This is a genomic window from Pseudomonas sp. MWU349 (assembly GCF_017947325.1).
In the GTDB taxonomy this organism is placed as follows: domain Bacteria; phylum Pseudomonadota; class Gammaproteobacteria; order Pseudomonadales; family Pseudomonadaceae; genus Aquipseudomonas; species Aquipseudomonas protegens.
This window is the reverse complement of the sequence record NZ_JAFEVP010000001.1, coordinates 1,317,767-1,340,769: the sequence shown is the minus strand read 5'-3', so window position 1 is coordinate 1,340,769 and position 23,003 is coordinate 1,317,767. Positions and strand designations below refer to the sequence as shown.

19 protein-coding genes and 1 riboswitch are annotated in these 23,003 nt (G+C 63.6%); of the genes, 10 read left to right on the top strand and 9 right to left on the bottom strand.

The window, feature by feature from the left end:
• The first annotated feature begins 52 nt into the window (after positions 1 to 52).
• Positions 53 to 967, top strand: a complete 915-nt coding sequence (locus tag KCG88_RS05830) for a helix-turn-helix domain-containing protein (protein ID WP_047286452.1) — start codon at positions 53 to 55, stop codon at positions 965 to 967.
• Between the two features lie 18 nt (positions 968 to 985).
• On the opposite strand, the gene KCG88_RS05825 is transcribed toward KCG88_RS05830, so the two are convergent.
• Positions 986 to 4,117, bottom strand: a complete 3,132-nt coding sequence (locus KCG88_RS05825) for a transporter substrate-binding domain-containing protein (RefSeq protein ID WP_348984525.1) — start codon at positions 4,115 to 4,117, stop codon at positions 986 to 988.
• Between the two features lie 85 nt (positions 4,118 to 4,202).
• Complete coding sequence (locus tag KCG88_RS05820) at positions 4,203 to 4,829, bottom strand: response regulator transcription factor (RefSeq protein WP_047286453.1); 627 nt, start codon at positions 4,827 to 4,829, stop codon at positions 4,203 to 4,205.
• Positions 4,830 to 5,306: 477 nt separating this feature from the next.
• On the opposite strand from KCG88_RS05820, the gene KCG88_RS05815 reads away from it, so the two are divergent.
• Both KCG88_RS05815 and KCG88_RS05810 read left to right on the top strand, forming a co-directional pair.
• Positions 5,307 to 5,690 carry a DNA-binding response regulator gene (locus KCG88_RS05815; protein ID WP_348984524.1) on the top strand — a complete coding sequence of 128 codons (384 nt, stop codon included), beginning with the start codon at positions 5,307 to 5,309 and terminating at the stop codon, positions 5,688 to 5,690.
• A gap of 222 nt (positions 5,691 to 5,912) precedes the next feature.
• Positions 5,913 to 6,668, top strand: a complete 756-nt coding sequence (locus tag KCG88_RS05810; protein WP_047286455.1) for a response regulator transcription factor — start codon at positions 5,913 to 5,915, stop codon at positions 6,666 to 6,668.
• A gap of 194 nt (positions 6,669 to 6,862) precedes the next feature.
• Here KCG88_RS05810 and KCG88_RS05805 read toward each other — a convergent pair whose 3' ends face one another.
• Positions 6,863 to 7,558 (bottom strand): peptidoglycan DD-metalloendopeptidase family protein, encoded by a 696-nt coding sequence (locus KCG88_RS05805; RefSeq protein ID WP_199522603.1) that lies wholly within the window; start codon positions 7,556 to 7,558, stop codon positions 6,863 to 6,865.
• 246 nt (positions 7,559 to 7,804) lie between these two features.
• Here KCG88_RS05805 and KCG88_RS05800 point away from each other — a divergent pair, with 246 nt between their 5' ends.
• On the top strand, positions 7,805 to 8,023 hold the full coding sequence (locus KCG88_RS05800; protein ID WP_047286457.1) for a PLDc N-terminal domain-containing protein: 219 nt from the start codon (positions 7,805 to 7,807) through the stop codon (positions 8,021 to 8,023).
• 38 nt (positions 8,024 to 8,061) lie between these two features.
• Positions 8,062 to 8,598: a hypothetical protein gene (locus KCG88_RS05795; RefSeq protein ID WP_047286458.1), complete on the top strand. Its 537-nt coding sequence runs from the start codon at positions 8,062 to 8,064 to the stop codon at positions 8,596 to 8,598.
• 115 nt (positions 8,599 to 8,713) lie between these two features.
• On the opposite strand, the gene KCG88_RS05790 is transcribed toward KCG88_RS05795, so the two are convergent.
• Both KCG88_RS05790 and KCG88_RS05785 read right to left on the bottom strand, forming a co-directional pair.
• A complete protein-coding gene (locus KCG88_RS05790) occupies positions 8,714 to 10,714 on the bottom strand; it encodes a U32 family peptidase (protein ID WP_210711947.1) in 2,001 nt (666 codons plus the stop codon).
• Between the two features lie 123 nt (positions 10,715 to 10,837).
• Positions 10,838 to 11,218, bottom strand: a complete 381-nt coding sequence (locus KCG88_RS05785; protein WP_015635583.1) for a RidA family protein — start codon at positions 11,216 to 11,218, stop codon at positions 10,838 to 10,840.
• A gap of 249 nt (positions 11,219 to 11,467) precedes the next feature.
• Between KCG88_RS05785 and KCG88_RS05780 the strand changes: the two genes are divergently transcribed.
• The 3 genes from KCG88_RS05780 to KCG88_RS05770 are packed head-to-tail and all read left to right on the top strand — an operon-like array spanning position 11,468 to position 17,184.
• Positions 11,468 to 12,613, top strand: coding sequence for a MexC family multidrug efflux RND transporter periplasmic adaptor subunit (locus KCG88_RS05780; RefSeq protein ID WP_210711946.1), 1,146 nt, complete (start codon positions 11,468 to 11,470; stop codon positions 12,611 to 12,613).
• Positions 12,614 to 12,640: 27 nt separating this feature from the next.
• On the top strand, positions 12,641 to 15,772 hold the full coding sequence (locus tag KCG88_RS05775) for an efflux RND transporter permease subunit (protein ID WP_210711945.1): 3,132 nt from the start codon (positions 12,641 to 12,643) through the stop codon (positions 15,770 to 15,772).
• A 5-nt stretch (positions 15,773 to 15,777) separates the two neighbouring features.
• Positions 15,778 to 17,184 carry an efflux transporter outer membrane subunit gene (locus KCG88_RS05770; RefSeq protein WP_246882557.1) on the top strand — a complete coding sequence of 469 codons (1,407 nt, stop codon included), beginning with the start codon at positions 15,778 to 15,780 and terminating at the stop codon, positions 17,182 to 17,184.
• 108 nt (positions 17,185 to 17,292) lie between these two features.
• Here the strand turns inward: KCG88_RS05770 and KCG88_RS05765 are convergent, their stop codons facing one another.
• Together KCG88_RS05765 and KCG88_RS05760 are read right to left on the bottom strand one after the other, a co-directional pair.
• Positions 17,293 to 17,853, bottom strand: coding sequence for a helix-turn-helix domain-containing protein (locus tag KCG88_RS05765; RefSeq protein ID WP_047336765.1), 561 nt, complete (start codon positions 17,851 to 17,853; stop codon positions 17,293 to 17,295).
• 128 nt (positions 17,854 to 17,981) lie between these two features.
• Complete coding sequence (locus KCG88_RS05760; RefSeq protein WP_019095540.1) at positions 17,982 to 18,245, bottom strand: hypothetical protein; 264 nt, start codon at positions 18,243 to 18,245, stop codon at positions 17,982 to 17,984.
• A 218-nt stretch (positions 18,246 to 18,463) separates the two neighbouring features.
• Between KCG88_RS05760 and KCG88_RS05755 the strand changes: the two genes are divergently transcribed.
• The gene (locus KCG88_RS05755) at positions 18,464 to 18,805 is read left to right on the top strand and encodes a lipoprotein (protein WP_047286460.1); all 342 of its coding nucleotides are present in this window, start codon (positions 18,464 to 18,466) and stop codon (positions 18,803 to 18,805) included.
• Between the two features lie 9 nt (positions 18,806 to 18,814).
• Here KCG88_RS05755 and KCG88_RS05750 read toward each other — a convergent pair whose 3' ends face one another.
• Together KCG88_RS05750 and KCG88_RS05745 are read right to left on the bottom strand one after the other, a co-directional pair.
• Entirely contained in the window at positions 18,815 to 19,114 is a 300-nt protein-coding gene (locus tag KCG88_RS05750; RefSeq protein ID WP_047286461.1) for a hypothetical protein, read from the bottom strand.
• 97 nt (positions 19,115 to 19,211) lie between these two features.
• The gene (locus KCG88_RS05745) at positions 19,212 to 21,362 is read right to left on the bottom strand and encodes a TonB-dependent siderophore receptor (protein WP_210711943.1); all 2,151 of its coding nucleotides are present in this window, start codon (positions 21,360 to 21,362) and stop codon (positions 19,212 to 19,214) included.
• A 109-nt stretch (positions 21,363 to 21,471) separates the two neighbouring features.
• A riboswitch (cobalamin riboswitch) is annotated at positions 21,472 to 21,677 on the bottom strand.
• 362 nt (positions 21,678 to 22,039) lie between these two features.
• Here KCG88_RS05745 and KCG88_RS05740 point away from each other — a divergent pair.
• Positions 22,040 to 22,972 (top strand): NAD-dependent epimerase/dehydratase family protein, encoded by a 933-nt coding sequence (locus tag KCG88_RS05740; RefSeq protein ID WP_047286463.1) that lies wholly within the window; start codon positions 22,040 to 22,042, stop codon positions 22,970 to 22,972.
• Positions 22,973 to 23,003: the final 31 nt, after the last annotated feature.

The following is a 23,003-nucleotide window of genomic DNA, read 5'->3' as shown; positions in this document are numbered from 1 at the left end:
ATCCACTTTAAGCAGCACCAAAGCGCACCAAAAGAGTGCGCAAGGTCCCCCAATGACAGCGTCCAATCCGCTTCAGGTCCAAGCGTTCAACACCTTCGATGTCGCCGATCAGATCCGTGCCACTCCGGGTTGGGTCCAGCATTACCAGCAGATGTCCCCTGGCCATTTCAACGGCCTGGTGCGCTACCTGGACCTGCAGGGCGTGGAGATCTACGAGGAATGCATGAATACCCGGGTCGAGCAGAATTTCAGTGCCCCCCAAGGTGCCCTGGCATTCTGTTTCGACCGCAGCGACAACGCGCTGTACGTGCTCAATGGCGAGAGCCGCAATATCTGGATCACCCCGGAGAACTACCAGGAAGTGGCGGTGGTGTTCGGCCCGGAGTTCGTCCGCGGCCATGGCCTGGGTGTGGAGCGTCTGGACGGACTGTTCATGGCCCCCCTCAACAGCCAGCAGAACGCCTTGTTCTGCCGCTGGCTGAGTTCGACCCTGACCCGCCTGTCCCAGACCCTCGACCCGCCCAGCCGCGAAGCCCTGACCCAGCAGCTCCTGGAGGACTGCCTGTATATCCTCGACAACGCCTGCGTGCGCCTGGACCGCGGCGGCCTGCAACGGCGCAGCGAGGAGCGGGGGATCATGCAACGGGTAGCGCAGTGGGCCGCCGACGTACCCGAGGAAACCCTCAACCTGCTGGAGCTGTCCCAGGTCGCCGGGGTGTCCCTGCGCCAGTTGCAGAGTGCGTTCAAGGCTTTTACCGGGATGGCCCCCAGCCACTGGCTGCGCCTGCGCCGGCTCAACAGTGCGCATCGCGAACTGCTCAGCCGCGGGCCAACTGAGACCACGGTGGCCGAGGTGGCGATGCACTGGTCGTTCTGGCACCTGGGGCGGTTTTCCAGCAGTTACCGGGCGCTGTTCAAGGAGCTGCCGAGCCAGACCTTGAAGCGCAGTGCCGTGGCGCGTCGCTAGGGCCTTGCGAGCAAGCCCTCAGTACCCTTGCAATGACTGGTTGAGGTCGCGCAGGGCCTGATCCAGGCGGGCCACCGCGGTGGACAATTGCTGCTCCTGAGCCGCCTCGGCCACCAGTTCTTCCAGGCTGACGCACAGCTCCAGCAGACCTTGGGCATTGAGCAGGTAGGCCGTGCCCTTGAGCTTGTGGGCGATGGCTTTCAGGGCCTGGCGATTGCCACTGGCCAGGGCCTTGCCCAAGGCTTGCAGCTCCTCGTTGTTGCTGTTGATCACGTGCTCGGCCAGAGCGGCGTGGATGTCGCCGTTCAACGATGGCACCGTGTTCTGCGCCTGGGGAGGTGTCAGGCTCAGCTTGGGGATCAGGCGGTTCAGCCCGGCAAGGCTGATCGGCTTGGCCAGGGCATTGTCCATGCCCGAAGCCAGGCAGCGTTCCAGTTCCTCCAGCTGGGCGCTGGCGGTCAGGCCGATGATGGTGCAGGGGCGCACCCCCATCTGGCCCTCCATGCGCCGGATCGCCTGGCTCATCTCATGGCCGCTCATCTGCGGCATGTTGCAGTCGGTGATGATGATATCCACGTCATGCTCCTGCCACATGGCCAGGCCTTCCAGGCCGTTGTAGGCGATCAGGGCCTCGTGTCCCAGATAGTTGATCTGCTGGTTGAGCAGGTACTGGCTGGGCAGGTGGTCCTCGACGATCAACACGCACAGGGGCTGGTCGGTGCTGTTGAGCACCGTTTGTTCCGCGTTGTCGGTGGCGCTGCTGCGCTCGTCGGCAACGCGCTGAAAACAGGCATTGAAGGTCATGCGGGTACCTACGCCAAGTTCGCTCTGGGCCTGCAGGCTGCCATTCATCAACTGGGTCAGGGAATGACTGATGGACAGGCCCAGCCCCGACCCGGCGTTGGGGTTGCTGACCACGCTGTCGACCTCGAAGAACGGGGTGAAGATCTTCTGGATCTGCAAAGCCGGAATGCCGGGGCCGGTGTCGAGCACTTCGACATGGAAGTTGAGAAAGTGTTCATCTTTCACCTGGCCCAGGCAACGGATATGGATCTGGCCCTGTTCGGTGAACTTGATCGCGTTACTCAGCAGGTTGGAGATGATCTGCTTGAACTTCAGGCCATCGATCCACACTTGCGCGGTGGCCCAGGCATCGAACTGCAGGTGGATGTCCAGGTGTTTCTGGCGGGCCAGGCCATCGAAGACATTGGCCACCGATTCGATCAGGTCCTTGAGGCTGGCGGCTTCCGGGCGCAGGGTCAGGCGCCCGGATTCGATCCGCGAGATATCCAGGATATGGCCGATCAGCGCCAGCAGGTTCTGCGCCGACTCGTAGGCGATATGCACGGAGCGGGTATTGAGCTCGCGGTCGTCGTCACGGGTCAGCACCAGCTCCAGCATGCCGACGATGGCGCTCAGGGGGGTGCGGATCTCATGGCTCATGGTGGTCAGAAACACCGTCTTGCTGCGGCTGGCATGCTCGGCGGCTTCTTTGGCATCGCGCAACTGGTCGAGGATCAACTGGCGCTGCAGCAGGTCCAGACGCTTGCGAATGATCCGTCGTCGCTGGCTCAGAATCCACCAGGCTGCCAGCACCAGCATCAGGCCCAGGCTGCCCAGGATTTTCCAGGTGAAGGCCGTCACACCTTTCCAGTAGCTGTCGTCGGTGCTGCCGCTGGCGCGCCAGCGACCCAGGATCTGCAGGTACTCCTGAGGGCTGATCTCGGCCATGGCCTGGTCGATGATGGCGATCAGCTGTTGCTGGCTTTGCGGTGCGGCGAAGGCGATCCGGGCTTCCTGGCCTTGCATCATGCCGTGAATCTTCAGGCTGTTCTGGAGCCTGAAGGACAGGTAGTAGTTGGCCAGGTTGGCCGGTGCCAGGGTGAAGTCCGCCTTGCCTTGGCGCACCCGGTTGAGGGCCTCGGCGACGGTGGACGTCTGCTGGACCCATAGCCGGGGATAGCGCTCGCGCAGGTCCTCGCTCTGCAGGTAGCCGGAGGCAAGCGCCACGGAGCCGATGGAGTCGCGATTGAGCGGCGCCAGGGGCGGGGCGTCGGTCTTGCGCACAATCACATAGGGCGTAGTGACGATGGGCCGGGTGTACAGGTAGGACGAACGCCTGGGGTTGGCGCGGGCCAGTACGCTGAGGTCCGCCCGGCCTTCGCGCAGGCGCGTGTCGACCTGCTTGAGCGAGCCGACCCGGGAGACCTCGAAGCGCAGCCCGCTCTTGCGCCGGATGAGGTCCAGAAGGTCCGAGGCGATGCCGTTGAACAGCCCACGGCTGTTGAAAAACGCATAGGGCGCCAGGTCGTCGCTGATCACCAGTCGCACTGGCGGTGCATGCTCCAGCCAGAGGCGCTGATCGGCGTCCAGGCGTTCGCGAAAGCTGTTGGAATTGCAGTTGCCGGTACCGCCCCACATCTGCAGCGCCGATATTACCTGGCAGCGCTTGATGCCGCCCAAGGCTCGCTCGAGCAGCTGTTGCAGGTGGGTGTTGTCACGGGCCACGGCAAACCCGACCTGGATTTCCGGCAGGCGCGCGCTGTGGCTGATCACCAACTGGTCACTGAACAATTGGCTGGACAGATAGCCGGTAGACAGCGAGTCCCCCAGGTAGATGTCTGCATCGCCATCGAGTACCGAACCCATTGCAGCGCGGGGGGAATCGTACAGCTGGATCAAGCCCCGTCCACCGGTTCGCAGGTAGAGCTCCAGGGCCATGCCTTTAGTGGCGGCGATCCGTGTCCTGGAGATGTTCGCGCGGTAGTCCCGCAGGTCACCGCTCTCGGCGTACAGGGCCAGTTCGGTGACCGCATAGCTCGGGCTCAGCCGGACCTGGTAATCCTCGGCTTCCACCTGGGTGGCGTTGTCCACCAGGTCGACCTCACCACTGCGCAAGGCCTGGTAGGCGGCATCGGTATTGGGGTAGGTGCGCACTTCCACGGGGATGGCCAGCTCGCGCTGCAAGGCGCCCAGGTAGTCGGCCCCTATGCCTTCGAGTTCATGGCGCTGATTGATTTCCCGGTAGGGGGGCAGGTCGCCACTGACGATGCCGACCAACAGCGCCTCTTTGTTACGCAGCCAGGTCTGCTCATTGATGCTGGGGCGAATGTCGAGAAAGTCCAGCGGCTGGCGGGCACGGATCTTCACCCTGTCCTGCGCGAATACCGGCAGGGCCAACCACAATAGCAATACGAAAAACAGCGGACGCGGCAGTAACCTCACATCAGGTTACTCAGACCAGTTCGTTTTGCCTGGCGATGTTCACCAGATCCACCACCGAAGTGACCCCAAGCTTGCTCAAGATATTGATCTTGTGGCCGCTGACGGTCTTGTTGCTCAGGTGCAGTTTCTCGGCGATCTCAAGATTGGTAAGGCCCTCAGCGAGCAGCTTGAGGACTTCCAGTTCGCGATTGGTCAGCGCCGCCAGGACGTCGCTGCTGTGTTTGCCGCGGCCGCCATCGCTGAACGGCATCGACTTCTTTGGGAAGAACACATAGCCCTCGACGATGGTGTCCACTGCCTTGAGCAGTTTGGTCAAGGGCTCGTTCTTGCTCACGAATCCACTGGCTCCGGCCTGCAGGCAGCGCATGGCATAGGTGTCGACGGACTGGGCGGTGAACACCAGCACCCGCACATCCAGGTTCGCCTGGGCGATGCGCTTGAGCACCGTGAGGCCGTCCATTTTTTCCAGGCTGACGTCCAGGATCACGATGTCCGGCTTCAGCGACAGGATCATGTTCAGAGCGCTGATACCGTCGGCAGTTTCGCCAACAATGGTGTAGCCCTGAGTCTCCAGGGTTTTGCGAATCGCCTCACAGACTACCGGGTGATCATCGACGATCAGTACACTTTTACTCATGCCAGGTTATCCAGAATCAAAATATCTAGGTAATTAAATGAGCCAACAACGGTCAGCGCCTTGGTGGAATCTGAGGCTGGTTGAGATTTTTCTCTGACCTAGGGCGGATTTGCGGAGAGCTCAAATAAGAAAATGATGCCGAATAAGCCCCTCAGGGTCATCAGAATGTCACTGGCAGGCTAGCAGGAAGCAACCCGAGTACTGCCAAGAAAATTCCTGTTTTCGAATCCATTCCTTCGAGTTGACGGACGCTTGGCAGCGATCTCGATCAGGTCAATGCAATTCAAGACTATTCCTAAAGCCCATCCACAACGCAGGGCCTATCTTGCGCTGTCATTCAGGCTGGCACAGGGCGAGCCTGAGTGGCGGGCAGCATTCTAGTGCACTGCGCCAGCGGTGTGACGGCCCACTATTTTCCTGAGGTCGAACCAAGCGATGTTGAAGTTAAGGGTAGGGGTACTGGAGCAACATAATATTGTGCGTCACGGCCTGTATACGCATCTGTCCAGGCAGTCGGTTCTGTGCCTGATCGAGTTCTTCAATTTCGCCGACATGCTGGAGGCACTGGAGCAAGAGCAGCTGGACGTGTTGATGATCGGCCATCTGATGGATCGCGAGCCGTGTCACCTGGTGCGGAGCTTGAGCACCCGCTACCCCGATCTGAAAGTACTCGTGCTCCTGAACAGTCCCGATCCCGCAATCGCCGCGCAGCTACAGGCCATGGGCGCGCATGGGGTGATGTCCAAGACGCAGCCTTTGCCGGACTACGTCGATGCGCTGCGTAGCCTGGCGCGCGGTGAGCACTATGCCATGGCCAGCAATGGCCTGGTGAACATGGAAAAGCCACGCTACGACCCCTAGCCGAATAGATCGCGCAGCCCTCGATTCAAGATTTTCTTTGGCAAACTTCAAGACGTTTCTTGTTATGGCGAGGCGGCCGGCGCTCTAGAGTACCCGGCACTGGTGACCTGAAAGACTGTCGCAAGGCCGTGACAGTCGGTGGACAAGGACCACTCGGACTAGAGGCTTGAGAGGATGGAATATCCAGTTCTGAAGACCACCATCGAACGTTCTGGAGGCGCTATGTCACTTGCTGTCAACAAGCCCTTGCGCATTGCAGTGCTGGACGATCATGCATTGATTCGCATGGCCATGCAGCTACAGCTGCAGAGTGTGGGGGATTTCCAGCTGGTGGGGCTGTACGCCAGCAGTGGTGAGCTGATATCGGCTCTGCGTGATACCGAATTGGACTTGCTGGTGCTCGATTACCAGTTGCAGGAGTGCGACCTGGATGGCCTGCGCCTGATCCGCCTGTTGCGTAACAAATACCCGCATTTGCTGATCCTGGTGTCCTCGGCCACCGAGACGCCGTTCTTCGTCAAGCAGATCATCGATATCGGGGCCAATGGCTTTCTCGGCAAATCACAGTCCCTGGACGACCTGATTCCGGCCATTCGCACGGTTGCCAGCAAGCGGCTCTATCTGTCGCCGTTGCTGGCTTTCGCCCTGCAGCACCCGCCAATCGGCCCCGCCGCCGAGCCGGGCAGCCCGCCATTGACCAGCCTTGAGACCCTGTCCCCCAAGGAAAACGAAGTCTTGCGCTGCTTTCTCGATGGCCTGCGGATCTCCCAGATCGCCAGCAAGTTTTCCCGCAGCATCAAGACCATCAGCGGGCAGAAGCAGGCCGCGTTCAGAAAACTGGGGATCCGCACCGACGCCGAATTGTTCAAGGTGCAGCGCAAGCTGGACCTGCATATTGCTTCGCGCGAGCCGTCGGAAGACGCCCGTCATGATGAGCCTAGCGACTCGCCGCTGCCGCCCACCCGCAGCACCGTCTGAGTGTGGCTGCGACAGGTGCGAAGCTTGACGCTCGTTTCCCTGCCTTGAGCCATTAGGCTGCTGGCCAGGCCCAAGCCGGCAACGACCTTGAGATCAAGGTTGCGCTCACCATCCTGCTCCAAACCCTAGCATTGAGCACGGCCGCGGTTTTCGAGAACATCGAGGGCAGGAGCGCCGTGGAGCCCGGCACCGACTCAGCCCGGCGGCAGCAAGCGCAGCGGATCCACCGGCACGCCATTGGCGCGGATTTCGAAGTAAAGCTGGGCGCGGTCGGTGTCCTGGGAACCGGCTTCGGCGATCTTCTGGCCCTTGATCACCATCTGCCCTTCCTTGACCAGCAGCCGGCTGTTGTAGGCGTAGGTGCTGGTGTAGGAGGGGCCGTGCTGGAGAATCATCAGGTTGCCGTAACCGCGCATGTAGCCGGCGAACGCCACCTTGCCGCCCAGGGTGGCGTGGATCGGCTGGCCCTGGGTGGTGGCGATGCGGATGCCCTGGTTGAGCTTGCCAGTGGGGGAGAAACGCCCGATCAGCACCCCGCGCAACGGCCAGCTCCAGCCCTTGAGGGTGACCTTGGGCATGGGGGCCGGGGCAGGGGGCGCTGTTCGGCCCTTGCTGGCGGTGGTTCGCGACTTGCTGCTAACCACCCGGGTAGTCCTGGCCGCGCCACCCACCCGCAGCACCTGGCCGACCTCCACGGTATAGGGCGCCTTGAGGCCGTTGAGCCGCGCCACTTCCTTCCAGTTGGTGCCGTTGCGGCTGGCAATGGAATACAGCGTGTCGCCGCGCTGGACCCGGTACTCGCCGGCCTTGAGGGGGCCGGAGTTGGAAGGGTTGGAGCTGCAGGCTGACAGGGTCAGGAGCAATGCGATGAAAAGCAATCTTGCGAACACGCGACATCCACTATGTCTTGACGGGGCCAAGGGGCCCGAAACTTCGGCGTTAGCCAGGCCGATAAAGCCGGCAACTATACCTGTTTGCCGATGAAGAGGCGCGCTATAGACCGCTGCCACAGCGGTTAAATTCAATCCAGATGTCACAGGACGCCGATCTTTCTGGCGCCATGCACACCCACGGCAATCTTTGTGAACCCTCGTCGCCTGCACCGCACTAAGGCAGTACAGACCGGGAGGAATCTTATGCAAGTGCAATACCTGTTGATGGTACTGGCCGTGATCGTGCTGCTGGCCGAGATCTGGGCCATCACAAGCCTGCTGCGCAGCGGCGCGCGGGCAGAAAACAAGGGGCTGTGGATCGTGGTGATCATCTTCGTGCCACTGCTGGGGCTGTTGCTATGGCTGGTGATCGGCCCCAAGGCCCTGAACCGGGACGCGCCGGCCGAGCGCAACAGAAGCTGAAAACGGGGGAGCAAACCCGCTGACGGGCTGATCACGACATGCCAAGAATTCTTACATCCCATGTGGACGAAGCCGAGATCACCGAGCACAACGCCAAGATGTTCGGCTCGCCCAAGGAACGGCTGGACTTCTACCGCCGGGAGATCCAATACGAAACCAGCATCCTGGCCAACCGCACCGATGCCTACCTGACGGCCCAGGCATTCCTGGTGATTGCCTTCGCCTCGTGCATGGCCAACCTCAATCCGGAATGGGGCAAGCTGTTTACCCTGTCGGTGCCGCCTTTTCTGGCGCTACTGGGGATCCTCAGCTCTCTGAATGCCTGGCCCGGCATCAGGGCCGCCTACGAGATCATCGATCACTGGCATTTCAAGCAGAGTCACCTGCTGCACAGCGAACCGGTGATGGGCCTGGCCTATGACGAGTCGCCGCTGTTCTGCGAAAGCGAGTCGAGCCACAAGGGCTATCGCAAGTCGTTGCTGTTTTCCATGCGTTCGCCCTGGTTGTTCGCGGCGTTCTGGCTGCTGCTGGGGATTTGGGCGGTGTATATCCAGGTGACCAATCCGGGCTCCTGAGGGCGCAGGCTCGCTGCCTGCGCTGCGGGACACAACGCTACCGGCCTATGGGCGCCAGCTGGCCGGTGTGCCGCGCACGCGAACGCGGCACCTGGGTGCCACGCTCGCCGGTCACTCAGTGCGCAGCGCGGGGAATGGTCTTGAGCAGGTCTTCGGGGCTGATATGACCGACCACGGCCTCGGCGGCGCTGCCCGGCAGTGGCAGGTCGAGGATATGCCCCTTGATCTTGCCCACTACATGCATTTCGCACGGCTTGCAGTCGAATTTCAGGGTCAGCACTTCGTCGCCGTGTACCAGTTGCATCGGTGCCACCTTGGTGCGCACGCCGGTCACGCCCTTGGCCTGCTTGGGGCACAGGTTGAAGGAGAAACGCAGGCAGTGCTTGGTGATCATCACCGGCACGTCGCCGTGCTCTTCATGGGCCTCGAAGGCCGCGTCGATCAGTTGCACGCCGTGACGGTGGTAGAAATCCCGGGCCTTCTGGTTGTAGACGTTGGCCAGGAAGGACAGGTGCGACTCCGGGTAGACCGGCGGCGGGCTGCTTTCGGCCTTGCGCGAGCCCCGTGGGTGGGCAGCGATGCGCGCGGCGTCCAGGGCTTCGATGACTTCCCGGCGCAGGGCCTTGAGCTGGGAGTTGGGGACGAAGTAGGCCTGGGGCGCGTCCAGCTTGATGCTGGTGGCGTGGTAATGGGTGGTGCCCAACTGGCCCAGCAGATCCTGCAGTTGCCCCAGGGCCTGTTCCGGCTTGTTGGCCACACCGAACGGGCCATCCAGGGCGACGCTGGCGCTGATGCCTTCCTCGCTGGTGGCGGTCAGTTCCAGGCGTGCTTCGCTCAGGCGGGCCAGCCAGGACAGGCCGATGCGTCGCTCGGCTGAGGTGCGGGTCAAGGCTTGCTGCCAGTTGTGGTCGAGGTTGCGGCTCAGCGGATGGTTGGGCCGCAGACGGCTCAGGGCTTCAGGCATCTCGTTGGGCTCGACCCGATAGCGATAGCGTTTCTCGCCATCTTCTTCGAACTCGCCACGGGCCTCGGCGATGTTGGCGCGGAAACCCACCACCTCACGCTTGACCAACAGGTTCAGGCCATCGCCATTGGACAACGGCTCGAAGGTCACCACCTGCAGGTCGCGCTTGCCGACCTTTTCCACGGTGCCTACCGGCAGCCCGGTGAAGGTCGGCGAGTCGAAGGCGCCGATGTCGATCTTGCGCTCGCTGACAAAGTAGTCGGTGCTGCCGCGGTGGAACGTCTTGTCCGGGTCGGGCACGAAGAAATGCGCGGTACGGCCGCTGGAGGCGCGGGCCAGGTCGGGGCGATCTTCCAGAACCGCGTCCAGGCGCTGGCGGTAGTAGGCCGTGATGTTCTTCACATAGGCCATGTCCTTGTAGCGCCCCTCGATCTTGAACGAGCGCACGCCGGCTTCCACCAGGGCGCGGATGTTGGCGCTCTGGTTGTTGTCCTTCATCGACAGCAGGTGCTTTTCATAGGCGATCACGCCGCCGTGCTCGTCCTTGAGGGTGTAGGGCAGGCGGCAGGCCTGGGAGCAGTCGCCACGGTTGGCGCTGCGGCCGGTCTGGGCGTGGGAAATGTTGCATTGGCCGGAGAAGGCCACGCACAACGCGCCGTGAATGAAGAACTCGATGGCGGCATCAGTTTCGGCGGCGATGGCACTGATTTCCTTGAGGTTCAGCTCGCGGGCCAGGACCAGCTGGGAGAAACCGGCCTGGTCGAGGAACTTCGCTCGCTCCAGGGTGCGGATGTCGGTCTGGGTGCTGGCGTGCAGCTCGATGGGCGGGATATCCAGCTCCATCACCCCCAGGTCCTGGACGATCAGCGCATCGACCCCGGCGTCATACAGCTGGTGGATCAGCTTGCGCGCCGGCTCCAGCTCGTTGTCGTGGAGGATGGTGTTGAGGGTGGTGAACACCCGGGCGTGATAGCGGCGGGCGAACTCCACCAACTGGGCGATCTCGCCCACCTCGTTGCTGGCGTTGTGGCGGGCGCCGAAGCTCGGGCCGCCGATGTACACCGCATCGGCGCCATGCAGGATGGCTTCGCGGGCGATGGCCACATCGCGGGCAGGGCTGAGCAGTTCCAGGTGATGTTTGGGCAAGGACATGTTTTTTTAGTCAGGCTTATCAGGGTCAAGGCGCGCATTGTAGCGGCGAAACGCTTGCCCGGCACCCGTGTGCTGCCAGGTGGCGGCCACGCCGTGCGCGTGGCCGCCGATTCAAGCGCTGCCTCAGGCTTTTGCGGCCATTGCCGTGACTTCCACGCGCATGCCTTCCACCGCCAGGGCGGCCACGCCAACCGCGGCACGTACCGGCCAGGGCTTGGCGAAGAAACGCTGGTAGACGGCATTGAAGGCCGCACGATCGGCCATGTCGGTGAGGTAGATGGTCAGGTGCATGACCCGGTCCATGGAACTGCCGGCGCGCTCCAGGGCCACTTTCAACGCCTGCAGCGTGCATTCGCTCTGCAGGGTGATGTCCCCCAGTTCCAGGCTGCCATCGGCGCGGGTGGGGATCTGGGTGGAGACCAGGATGCCGTTGAAACCGACCACGTCGGAGGAAATGGAATCGGCGTCCGGGTCGGGGGTGAAGCTCAGGTCTTGGTTGGCCATGGGGCTCTCTTGCAGGAGGAGTGGAACAGGCGGCGGTCATTGGGCTCTTGCCCCGTAGGTGCCGCCGCCGCGGTGCGCCGAGGTTAACAATCCTGCGCAAGCCTGCCTATCACCAGGCCGGGGAAAGCTCGGCAGGCTCTCGCGGCGGACGATTTCAATAGGTCGAAACAATTTCATATGAGACTAAATTGACTCATTTGCTCTTTAAAAGTATCGTCCGCAGCGTTTTCCATCAGGCTCGGGTGATTCATGGGCAATTTGCGTGCAGTAAAAATGGCCGGTTCATTGGCGGCAGCCATGCTGCTGGCCGGGTGTGGCCCCGCGGACGAGCAACAGGTGGCCGAGGCGCCGCATCCGGTCCAGGTCATGGCCGTGGTTGCCGAACCCCTGGCCCTGGCATCGGAGTTGCCGGGCCGGGTCGAACCCATGCGGGTGGCAGAGGTGCGTGCCCGGGTAGCAGGGATCGTCCTGCACCAGCGCTTCGAAGAAGGCGCCGATGTGAAGGCCGGCGACCTGCTGTTCCAGATCGATCCGGCGCCGCTCAAGGCTGCGCTGGCGCGGGCCGAGGGCGAGCTGGCCCGGGCTCGCTCGGTGGTGTTCGAGGCTCAGGCGCGGGTCGATCGCTATGGGCCGCTGGTGAAGATCGAAGCGGTCAGCCAGCAGGACTACGACAGTGCCAACGCCGATCTGCGCAGCGCGCAGGCAGCGACGCGCACAGCCCAGGCCGACGTGGAAACGGCCCGCCTGAACCTGGGTTATGCCACCGTCACCGCACCGATATCCGGCCGGGTCGGCCGGGCGCTGGTCACCGAAGGGGCGCTGGTAGGGCAGGGCGACGCCACCCTGATGGCGCGGATCCAGCAGCTTGATCCCATCTATGTCGACTTCAACCAGTCGGCGGCCGACGCCCTGCGCCTGCGCGAGTCGCTCAAGGACGGCAGCCTGGCGACGACGGATGACCAGGCACTGTCGATTCGTGTCGAAGGCACGTCCTACGAACGCCAGGGAACGCTGATGTTCACCGATGTGGCCGTGGATCGCGGCACCGGCCAGGTGGCCTTGCGCGGCAAGTTCGATAACGCCGACGGCATGCTGTTGCCGGGCATGTATGTGCGTGTCCGGGCCCCGCAGGGTACGGACCAGCGGGCCATCCTGGTACCGCAGCGGGCCGTGCAGCGCACCAGTGATGGCAACGCCAGGGTATTGGTGGTCGGTGCGGACGGGCGGGCGCAATCGCGCAGCGTGCGCACCGGGACCATGCAGGGTTCGCGCTGGCAGGTCAGCGAGGGGCTGCAGGCTGGCGAGCAGGTCATAGTCGGTGGCCTGGCGGGTTTGCAGCCCGGTACCAAGGTCGCGCCACAGCCGGCGCAAGAGCAACAGGCCAAGGGTCATTAAGGCCTGAATGCGCCGCGAGGATTAGCAATGTCTCTGTTTTTTATCAAGCGCCCGAACTTCTCCTGGGTGATGGCGCTGTTCATTACCCTGGCCGGCCTGCTGGTGATTCCAGCCCTGCCAGTGGCCCAGTACCCCAACGTGGCGCCACCGCAGATCACGGTGACCGCCACCTATCCCGGCGCTTCGGCGAAGGTTCTGGTGGACTCGGTCACCAGCGTGATCGAGGAGTCGCTCAACGGCGCCAAGAACCTGTTGTACTTCGAGTCGACCAACAACTCCAACGGCATCGCCGAAGTGCTGGTCACGTTCGAGCCGGGCACCGATCCGCAACTGGCCCAGGTGGATGTGCAGAACCGCCTGAAGAAAGCCGAGGCGCGCATGCCCCAGGCCGTGACCACCCAGGGGATCGAGGTGGAGCAGACCAGCGCCGGCTTCCTGCTGATCTATGCCCTGAGCTACAAGGACGGTGCGCAGAACCCGGACACCACGCTCCTGGGGGACTACGCCGCGCGCAACATCAACAACGAACTGCGCCGGGTGCCCGGTGTAGGCAAGCTGCAGTTCTTCTCCTCGGAAGCGGCGATGCGGGTCTGGATCGACCCGCAGAAGCTGGTGGGCTACGGCCTGTCCATCGATGACGTGAGCAACGCCATCCGCGGGCAGAACGTGCAGGTGCCGGCCGGCAGTTTCGGCGCCTCTCCCGGCAGTTCCGAGCAGGAGCTGACCGCGACCCTGGCGGTCAAGGGCACCCTGGACGATCCGCAGGAGTTCGGGCGGATTGTCTTGCGGGCCAATCAGGACGGCTCCATGGTCAAGCTGGCGGATGTGGCGCGCCTGGAAGTCGGCAGCGAAAGCTACAACTTCTCCTCGCGCCTGGACGGCAAGCCGGCGGTGGCCGGTGCCATCCAGTTGTCGCCAGGGGCCAACGCCATCCAGACCGCCGCGGCGGTTAAGCAGCGGCTGGCGGAGCTATCCGCCTACTTCCCCGAGGGCGTGGAGTACTCGGTGCCCTATGACACCTCGCGCTTTGTCGAAGTGGCCATCGAGAAAGTGATCTACACCCTGGTGGAAGCCATGGTGCTGGTGTTCCTGGTGATGTTCCTGTTCCTGCAGAACGTGCGCTACACCCTGATCCCCACGATCGTGGTGCCGGTGTGCCTGGCCGGAACCCTGGCGGTGATGTACCTGCTGGGCTTCTCGGTGAACATGATGACCATGTTCGGCATGGTGCTGGCCATCGGCATCCTGGTGGACGATGCCATCGTGGTGGTGGAGAACGTCGAGCGGATCATGGCTGAAGAAGGCCTGTCGCCGGCGGCGGCCACGGTCAAGGCCATGGGCCAGGTATCCGGGGCCATTGTCGGCATCACCCTGGTGCTGTCGGCGGTGTTCATGCCACTGGCCTTCATGTCCGGTTCGGTGGGCGTGATCTACCAGCAGTTCTCCCTGTCCCTGGCGGTGTCGATTCTGTTCTCGGGCTTCCTGGCCCTGACCTTCACCCCGGCCCTGTGCGCAACCCTGCTCAAGCCAGTTGCCCAGGGCCATCATGAGAAGCGCGGTTTCTTCGGTGCCTTCAACAGAGGCTTCGCCCGCCTGACCCAGGGCTACTCGCAGATGAACTCGCGGCTGGTGAGCGAGGCGGGCCGCTATATGCTGGTGTACCTGGGCATGATCGTCCTGCTGGGCTTCTTCTACCTGCGGCTTCCGGAGTCTTTCGTGCCGGTGGAAGACCAGGGTTACACCATGGTGGATGTGCAACTGCCGCCCGGGGCCAGCCGCACGCGCACCGCCAGCACCGCCCAGGACCTGGAACGCTTCCTGATCTCCCGGGAGGCGGGCGCCGCGACCTTCATGGTCACCGGCTTCAGCTTTTCCGGCATGGGCGAGAACGCCGCTCTGGCCTTTCCTACCTTCAAGGACTGGTCGCTGCGGGGCAAGGACCAATCGGCGGCCGCCGAGGCCGCGGCGGTGAACCAGGCGTTTGCCGGTTATGGCGATGGTACCGTCACCGCGGTGATGCCTCCGCCCATCGACGGCCTGGGCAACTCCGGTGGTTTCGCCCTGCGCCTGCAGGACCGTGGCGGGCTGGGGCGCCAGGCATTGCTCGAGGCCCGTGATCACCTGCTGCAACAGGCCAACAGCAACCCGAAGATCCTCTACGCGATGATGGAAGGCCTGGCCGAAGCGCCGCAGTTGCGGGTCGACATCGATCGGGAACAGGCCCGTGCCCTGGGGGTAGCCTTCGAGTCGATCAACAACGCCTTGTCCACGGCCTTCGGGTCGGCGGTGATCAATGACTTCTCCAACGCCGGGCGCCAGCAGCGCGTGGTCGTGCAGGCCGAGCAGGGCCAGCGGATGACGCCCGAGAGCGTGCTCAAGCTGTTTGTCGCCAACAGCCGCGGCGAGCAGGTGCCGCTCAGTGCGTTCGTCAGCCTGCGCTGGGAGGAAGGCCCGGTACAGATCGTGCGCTACAACGGCTATCCGTCGATACGGATCTCCGGCGACGCCGCACCGGGGTTCAGTACCGGCCAGGCCATGGCGGAGATGGAGCGCCTGGCGGCCGAGCTGCCCGCGGGCATCGGTTACGCATGGACCGGCCTGTCCTATCAGGAGAAGGTCTCCAGCGGCCAGGCGTCGCAGCTGTTTGCCCTGGCCATTCTGGTGGTGTTCCTGCTGCTGGTAGCGCTGTACGAGAGCTGGTCGATCCCACTGACGGTGATGCTGATCGTGCCGATCGGTGCCCTTGGCGCGGTGCTGGCAGTGATGTCTGTCGGCATGCCCAACGATGTGTATTTCAAGGTCGGGCTGATCACCATCATCGGCTTGGCCGCGAAGAACGCGATCCTTATCGTCGAATTCGCCAAGGAGCTGCTGGAGAGGGGCCACAGCCTGAAGGACGCCGCGCTTGAGGCCGCGCGCCTGCGCTTTCGCCCGATCGTCATGACGTCCATGGCCTTCATTCTCGGCGTGGTGCCCCTGGCCCTGGCCACCGGCGCCGGCGCCGCCAGCCAGCGTGCGATCGGCACCGGGGTGATCGGCGGCATGCTCAGCGCCACCTTGCTCGGCGTGGTGTTCGTACCTATCTGCTTTATCTGGGTGCTGTCGTTGCTGCGCAAGCGGCTGGCCACCGCCCGACACCTTGCCCAGGCCCAGGAGTGATGCCCATGCCTATTCGTAGACTTTCACTGGCGCTGCTGGTCCTGGCGCTGGGGGGCTGCTCCCTGGCACCTACCTATGAGCGTCCCGCGGCGCCGGTGGCCAACAGCTTCGGCGGCCTTTCGGCCCAGCCCGGCCCGCAAGCGAGTGAGCTGGACTGGCAGGGTTTTGTGCTTGACCCGCAGCTGCGGCGCCTGATCACCAGTGCCCTGGACAACAACCGCTCGTTGCGCCAGACCCTGCTGGACATCGAGCAGGCCCGGGCGCTGTACCGTATCCAGCGCGCTGACCGCGTGCTGGGCTTGAACGCCGCCGCCTCGGGCAATCGCCAGCGGCTGCCGGCGGACCAGTCCAACAGTGGCCGTTCGCAGGTTGCCAGCAGCTACCAGGTGGGCCTGGCGCTGCCAGAGTACGAGCTGGACCTGTTTGGCCGGGTCAAGAGCCTGAGCGACGCTGCGCTGCAGCAATATCTGGCGACCGAGGAGGCGGCGCGGGCGGCGCGCATCGCTCTGATTGCCGAAGTCAGCCAGGCCTATCTGCTGCATGACGGCGCCCAGCGACGCCTGGCCCTCACCCGGCAAACCCTGGCCAGCCGCGAGCAGTCCCTGGCGCTGATCAGCCAGCGCCGCCAGGTAGGCAGCGCCACGGCCCTGGACTATCAGGAAGCCCTGGGGCTGGTGGAGCAGTCCCGCGCGGATCAGGAAAACACCCTGCGCAATCAGCAGCAGGCGTTCAACGCCCTGGTGCTGTTGCTCGGCACCCCGGAGGCGGTGAAGACCATAGGGCCGCCGGCACCCGAGCGCCCGCTGCTGGTCCAGGACATCGCCGCCGGCAGCCCTTCGACCCTGATCGAGCGCCGTCCGGACATTCTCGCCGCCGAACACCGGCTGCGTGCGCGCAACGCCGATATCGGCGCGGCACGGGCGGCGTTTTTCCCGCGCATCAGCCTGACTGGCAGCCTGGGCACTTCCAGCGCGCAGATGTCGGGCCTGTTCGACGGCGGCTCGCGCTCCTGGAGCTTCGTGCCGACCCTGTCCGTGCCCTTGTTCGATGGCGGGCGCAACAGCGCCGGCCTGAGCCTGGCCGAGGCACGCAAGGACGCCGCGGTGGCGGAGTACGAAGGGCGCATCCAGACCGCCTTTCGCGAGGTGGCCGATGCCCTGGCCGCGACCGACACCCTGCGCCGGGAAGAGACTGCGCGCCGCGCCCTGGCGGCCACCAGCCGTGAGTCGCTGAAACTGGCCAGGGCACGTTACGAAGGGGGTGTCGACAGCCACCTGCGCTACCTCGATGCCCAGCGCAGCAACTTTGTCGATCAGTCGGCGCTTATCGAGGTCAGTACCCAGCGGCAGATTGCCCTGGTGGACCTGTTCCGCTCCCTGGGTGGCGGCTGGCCGGCTGCGGCGCAGCGGTAACCCGGGGGCAGGGCACTACCGGCTGGCGCATCCGGCCGGTACTTGGCTCCGTGGTCCTCTGGGTCACGGGGCTTTTTTTATCCGGCCAGAGGGCCGGGGAACGGGGCGCTATAGCGCCAGGGCCGGGGCGGCGGCGCCGTGGAGGAACATCTGCTCCAGCACCTTGGCCGAGTTGGCGCTGGCGGCGCGGCCCCGGCGTTCGGCATCGACGATGCCGAAGATCATGGTCAGGAACAGCTCGGTGAACACCGCGGCAGTGATGTCGATACGGAAGGTCCCCAGTTGCTGGCCCCGCAGAAAGAAGGTGTCCAGTGCCCGGGTGTAGGGCTCCCAGCGTTCGTCTTCGCAGCCGAGCATGTCGGGGCGGTACTGGAATAGCAGGAACACCAGCATTTCGCGGTGTGCCAGGTGCTCGCTGATCAGGCCGCGCAGGGTCGCGACAGGTTCGTCCTGCTCCGGCTCGATGGCCTCGACGATGCGATTGAGCACCGTTTCGGCATGGTCTTCCATCATCTGCAGCAGCTTGTCCCGTGTGCCGCAGAAGCGATGCAGCGTGGCCTTGCTGACGCCAGCGGCCTCGGCCAGTTCCTTGAGTGTTGCCCGCGGGCGGTCGACGATGGCCAGGGCCAGCGCCTTGATAAGTCGTTCCTCTTGGGCAGTCAGGGACATCAGTGGGCCTCGGATCAGTGTGGGCCGGGCATGGTGTCGAAGCAGCCGAAGGCTTCAATGAGCATGACCGGTTTTACAAAAAAAGGTTTCAAATGGTGCGATTCTAGCTCATCTGAGGCTAAAAAGTTTCAATCCTCCCCAAGGACTTGGGCCGGATCCCCTAGCCATGTCGCCAGTACCCGCCGGTCCAGCTCTTCCCAGTCGGCCATGCCCAGAACCCGGGTGGTGTTCAGGCCACGCAGGTAGCCACGCAATTGATAGGCGGCGATGCGCAGGCTTTGCGGGTCGGCGCTGCTATCACCCAGCACCTGTTCGTACTCCACCAGGTAGTCCGCCACCCGCTCACGGAATTCCGGGAGGACGGCGTCGCGTATCAAGTCAAAGGTGCGCATGGGGAATTCCTTTTTTTAGTTGTAGTCGGGCTGCCGGGCAGTCTGCCCGGGGGGCAACTATCGGTTCAAGTAATAGTGACAATCAAGCAACGCAAGTTCTGCTTTGGGCGCCAACCATGGACAATCGCCCCCGACCCAAAACCATGACCGCAACGGCAGCGCCCGTGACGCTGAACCGTTGCGCACCGAACCAGGCTGTACATTTTCAGGACTGACCGATGCGCCCTCTATTTGCTCCCGCCATGACCCTGGCCACCTTGCTGCTGGCCGGTTGCGCCACCGCGCCCAACGACCCGACCCTGGTCATGCAGACCCGGAAAACTCCGGCCGAATATGCCGAGTGCGTGGTGCCCAAGCTGCAAGGCAACGCTCAGAGCCCGACGGTTTCCCAGACCCAGCGCGGTTTTCGCATCGTCGTTGCCAGCAAGGTGGCGGCAGACAACGTACTGGAAGCCTACAAGGCGCCCAATGGCGGCAAGGTGTTCCTCTACGAGCGGCACTTGCTGGCCTCCAGCTTCACCCCGTCGAGCTTCGAGCGCGCAGCCCAGGAATGCCTGTAGCCAGCCGCGTTAATCCACTTCTTTGAGTAACTTCTCGATCTGCGCCAGCTCCCAGGTACTGAGCAGGCTCACCGGATCGGTGCCGAAGCGTTGCCGCGTATCGAGCTGCCAGGCGTCGCCTTCGGCGCTACGACAGCGCTGGCAGTGATGCAGATGCTGGCCATCGAAATCCAGCAGCAACTGCCAGCCCTCGATATCCACCTGCACCAGGCCAGCGCCGGGTTGGTCGGCGCCCGGCCGTAGAGGGTAAACGCCAAGGGCGGCATCGCGCAGGCGCTGGCAGACATCTCGGGCATTCAGGCAGGGCATGGGGCGCTCGCGGGCAGTGCAGGGACAAAGGCGCTCAGGATATCCATCGGCTGCGCGGGTGCAAGTGCCGATAAAGCCCAGGGCCTTGCCCCTTCAATCAGAAGCTGTAGTCGGCGGTGACGAACAACGCGCGCGGTTCACCCATCAGCCATTGCTGGCCGCTGTTCTGTTGCGCCGCGGCATAACGCCGGTCCAGCAGGTTGTTCACCTGCAGGCCCAGGCGCACATCGGGCAGGGCCTGCCAGCCGAGGTTGGCATCCAGCACCGTGTAGCCGGGTACATCGACGCTATTGGCGGTGTTGGCATAACGCGCATCGACGTAGCGCAGGCCCATGCCGGCTTCCAGGCTCGGGGCCAGGGCCTTGTTCAGCCACAGGTTGGCGGTGCGTCGCGGCACGTTGGTGGGGCGATTGCCGGCCCGGGACACCGCTTTGCCAGAGACCACCTCATCGAAGTCATCGTACTCGGCGCGCACCACCGAGGCATTGGCCGAGACTTGCCAACCGTGATCCAGGGTCAGCTCCAGCGAAGTTTCCAGGCCGTCGGCGGATTGCTGGCCGACCTGCTGCGCCAGGCGGGTCACCGGGTCGGTGGTCAAGAGCTTTTTCTTGACGATGTGGTAGGCCGCCAGGGTCCATTCGCCACGGCCGTTCCAGAACTGCTGCTTGAGCCCGAACTCGGTCTGCTTGGCTTCGGTCAGGTCCATCTGCAACTGGCTCGGGTTGAGGCTGATCAGGTTGCTGACCCCGTCTTCACTGGTGGAGTACTGGCCGTACAGCGACAGTTGATCGGTGACCGCGAACACCAGGCCGGCGCGCCAGTTGCCGCCTGTGAGGCTGCGATCGGTGCGGGTGCCGGCGCGCAGATCGCTGCGATCGATATGGTTCTGGTCGCGGCGGATGCCGGTTACCAGCGACCAGCGCTCCGACAGTTGCAGGCGGTTTTCTGCAAACAGGGCGAAGGTGCGGGTGCTGCTGTCGGTCTGGGGCGAGAAGGGCGAGCGGCTCTGGAAGTAGCCCGGTGCCGGGTTCCACGGGTCGACATAGTCACCACCGATATCCTTGTAGGGCGAGTTGTTGGCCACGCCGAAGCGGATCTTGTTGTACTCCAGGCCGACCACGGTCCTGCTGTCCAGGCCGAACAGCGAGTGGTTGAAAGTGAAGCTCTGGCGATCGCCGATCTGCTCCTGATCGTGCTTGATCTCCAGGTAGTCGCCGCGCAGCAACTGATCCCGGGAGCTGACCCAGTTGTAGGCTTCGGCGTTGCGCCAGTGGCGACGGCTCTTGATGTAGTAGAGCTGGTTGCTGGCGCTGAGGTTGTCGCTCAGGGTCCAGTCGGTGTTGAACCGGGTCCATTCGTCGTTGTAGCGCTGCACGGCGTTGCGCAGGTTGTAGTTCTTGTCCCGCAGGCTGTCACGGTATTGGCCGGCAATCAGCGGCGTGCCGAAATAGCTGGCGGGTTCGCTTTCACCGCGTTCATGGGCCAGGGTGAAGCCGAGGTCCTCGGTGGCTTGCCAGCGTAGCGCCGCGCTGAGTGCCAGGCTGCGTGACTGGCCCTGGTCGACCCAGCCATTGCTCTGCTGCTGGTTCAGGGTCAGGCGGTAACTCAGGGTGTCGGTCAGTGAACCTCCGCTGTCCAGGCCCAGTTGCTGGCGATCCTGGGAGCCATAGCCCAGGCGCAGGTGGTTGTGGACCTCGCCCTCGAAGGGTTTCTTGGCAATCACGTTGACCACCGCGCCAGTGGCGCCTTCCCCGTACAGCACCGAGGCCGGGCCGCGGATCACGTCGATGCGCTCGACCATCCACGGGTCCACCGGGAAGGTCTGGCTGCCGGCGCCGGTGTACAGGCGCGCGCCGTCGAACAGGGTCATCACCGAGGAGTGCCCGGTAAAACCGCGGGCCGACAGTGCGGTATTGCCGTTGCCCGGGGTGGCGATACTGGTGATGCCGGGGGAGCGGGTGACGGCATCCTGCACCGTGAGGTTGTTGCGGGTGCTGATGGCGTCGCTGCCCAGGCTGCTGGTGCTGGCCGGAGTCTCCAGGGCCGTGAGGTTCAGCCGCGAGCCGGCGGGCAGGGGCGTGTCCAGAGAGGTTTGCGAGGCGCTGGAGACTCCGCTCACTTGGGCCTCGGGCAAGACCAGTGAGGTTTTCTGTTCAGCCAGGGCCAGGGTCGGGTAGGCCATGCAAGGCAGGAGGGTGAAGCACAGCGAGGGGTTCGCCAGGTGTTGCAGCAAGGAGGTGCGGGACATGCGATTCCTACTACTTGTAAGGAATGAATGAATCCCGGAGGGAACAACGCATAGGGAATCGCGGGCAGCCGCGCCCACGCAAACCGGACTGCGCCCGCCCACCGCGGGGTTGTCAAACGAAGTTGCAGGCCGGTCTCCGGGCTTGCGAGGGTCATGAGGCATTCACCTTCCCATGCCTTGGCACAGTGGTCTGTCGAATGCTTCGCTCGCTTACCGTTGCGGGGGCAGCGCCGGACTGATCATCGAAATGACGCACCGGCTTCCCGTTTAACCCCATGCACGGCGGCATGGGACACCTGAAACTGGCGCGCATATGAGCACTGCCGGGGCCTTGCGTCAATGGCATGTGGCCAGCTACGGCGGCGCTTTCGGCGCTTTTATGCCAGGCAAGTCAATATATTGACCTGTTTTTCCTGGAGCTTAAATAATCAACAAATATCGACACATTATTGACGATACCGATTTTGTGACCCAGTATGTCGGCGCTGAGCGATTGATTATCTTGAGTTTTTTTGACGCCAAAGTGCTGAACTCTGCTCCGAAAAAAGGCGAAACAGCCTATGGAGCAGAGCTGCCATCAAAAACATGACGGTCAGGGTGGCAAGTAGCCATGGCTGGCCCGTTGGCTGTGCTAGCTTCAGACGGCGTAGCTGCGATATTTCTCTTTGGAATGATCTATGTCTGCCGAACGGATACTGGTTACTGGGGGCGCTGGTTTTATCGGTTCTCACCTCGTGGATGCACTGCTGGCCAAGGGGTATGCGGTGCGGGTTCTGGACGACCTTTCCACGGGCAAGCGCAGCAATCTGCCCATGGGCGATGCTGGCCTGGAACTGCTGCAGGGGGATGCCGCCGACGCGGCACTGCTGGCGGATGCCGTCCAGGGCTGCGATGCCGTGGTGCATCTGGCCGCAGTGGCATCGGTCCAGGCCTCGGTCGAAGACCCGGTGGCCACCCACCAGAGCAACTTCATCGCCACCCTGCGCCTGTGCGAGGCGATGAACGCGGCCGGTATCCGCCGCGTGGTGTTCGCCTCCAGTGCGGCGGTCTATGGCAACAACGGCGAGGGCACGCCGATTGCCGAAGACACCCCCAAATCGCCCCTCACGCCCTACGCGGCGGACAAGCTCGCCAGCGAGTACTACCTGGACTTCTACCGTCGCCAGCATGGGCTGGAACCGGTGATCCTGCGCTTTTTCAATATCTACGGCCCGCGCCAGGACCCTTCGTCGCCGTACTCCGGGGTGATCAGCATTTTCAGCGAGCGGGCCAAGGCCGGGCGGCCCATCACCCTGTTCGGCGATGGCGGGCAGACCCGCGACTTCGTCTATGTCGCGGACCTGGTGAAGATCCTGGTGCAGGGCCTGGAATGCCCCGCGCCGGCAGCCGAAGCCACCAATGTCGGGCTTGGCGGGGTGACCACCCTCAACGACCTGATTGGCGCCCTGCAGCAGATCAGCGGCAAGCCGCTGCAGGTGACCCACGGCGCGACCCGTTCCGGGGATATCCGCCATTCCAAGGCCGACAACCGCCGCTTGCGCGAGCGCTTCGACCTGGGCACGCCCAGCAGCCTGGCCGAGGGCCTGGAACAGCTGTACCGCAGCCTTTAGTTCGTTGCCTTCGGGGCGCCCGCCATGGTGG

What these genes read in the sequence shown, in the direction of transcription:
- KCG88_RS05795 (WP_047286458.1), top strand. Translation starts at nt 8,062, where the DNA reads ATGCCAAGAATTCTTACATCCCATGTGGACGAAGCCGAGATCACCGAG.
- KCG88_RS05765 (WP_047336765.1), bottom strand. Translation starts at nt 17,853, where the DNA reads ATGTCCCTGACTGCCCAAGAGGAACGACTTATCAAGGCGCTGGCCCTG.
- KCG88_RS05775 (WP_210711945.1), top strand. Translation starts at nt 12,641, where the DNA reads ATGTCTCTGTTTTTTATCAAGCGCCCGAACTTCTCCTGGGTGATGGCG.
- KCG88_RS05830 (WP_047286452.1), top strand. Translation starts at nt 53, where the DNA reads ATGACAGCGTCCAATCCGCTTCAGGTCCAAGCGTTCAACACCTTCGAT.
- KCG88_RS05780 (WP_210711946.1), top strand. Translation starts at nt 11,468, where the DNA reads ATGGGCAATTTGCGTGCAGTAAAAATGGCCGGTTCATTGGCGGCAGCC.
- KCG88_RS05800 (WP_047286457.1), top strand. Translation starts at nt 7,805, where the DNA reads ATGCAAGTGCAATACCTGTTGATGGTACTGGCCGTGATCGTGCTGCTG.
- KCG88_RS05745 (WP_210711943.1), bottom strand. Translation starts at nt 21,362, where the DNA reads ATGTCCCGCACCTCCTTGCTGCAACACCTGGCGAACCCCTCGCTGTGC.
- KCG88_RS05810 (WP_047286455.1), top strand. Translation starts at nt 5,913, where the DNA reads ATGTCACTTGCTGTCAACAAGCCCTTGCGCATTGCAGTGCTGGACGAT.
- KCG88_RS05755 (WP_047286460.1), top strand. Translation starts at nt 18,464, where the DNA reads ATGCGCCCTCTATTTGCTCCCGCCATGACCCTGGCCACCTTGCTGCTG.
- KCG88_RS05740 (WP_047286463.1), top strand. Translation starts at nt 22,040, where the DNA reads ATGTCTGCCGAACGGATACTGGTTACTGGGGGCGCTGGTTTTATCGGT.
- KCG88_RS05785 (WP_015635583.1), bottom strand. Translation starts at nt 11,218, where the DNA reads ATGGCCAACCAAGACCTGAGCTTCACCCCCGACCCGGACGCCGATTCC.
- KCG88_RS05770 (WP_246882557.1), top strand. Translation starts at nt 15,778, where the DNA reads ATGCCTATTCGTAGACTTTCACTGGCGCTGCTGGTCCTGGCGCTGGGG.
- KCG88_RS05750 (WP_047286461.1), bottom strand. Translation starts at nt 19,114, where the DNA reads ATGCCCTGCCTGAATGCCCGAGATGTCTGCCAGCGCCTGCGCGATGCC.
- KCG88_RS05760 (WP_019095540.1), bottom strand. Translation starts at nt 18,245, where the DNA reads ATGCGCACCTTTGACTTGATACGCGACGCCGTCCTCCCGGAATTCCGT.
- KCG88_RS05820 (WP_047286453.1), bottom strand. Translation starts at nt 4,829, where the DNA reads ATGAGTAAAAGTGTACTGATCGTCGATGATCACCCGGTAGTCTGTGAG.
- KCG88_RS05790 (WP_210711947.1), bottom strand. Translation starts at nt 10,714, where the DNA reads ATGTCCTTGCCCAAACATCACCTGGAACTGCTCAGCCCTGCCCGCGAT.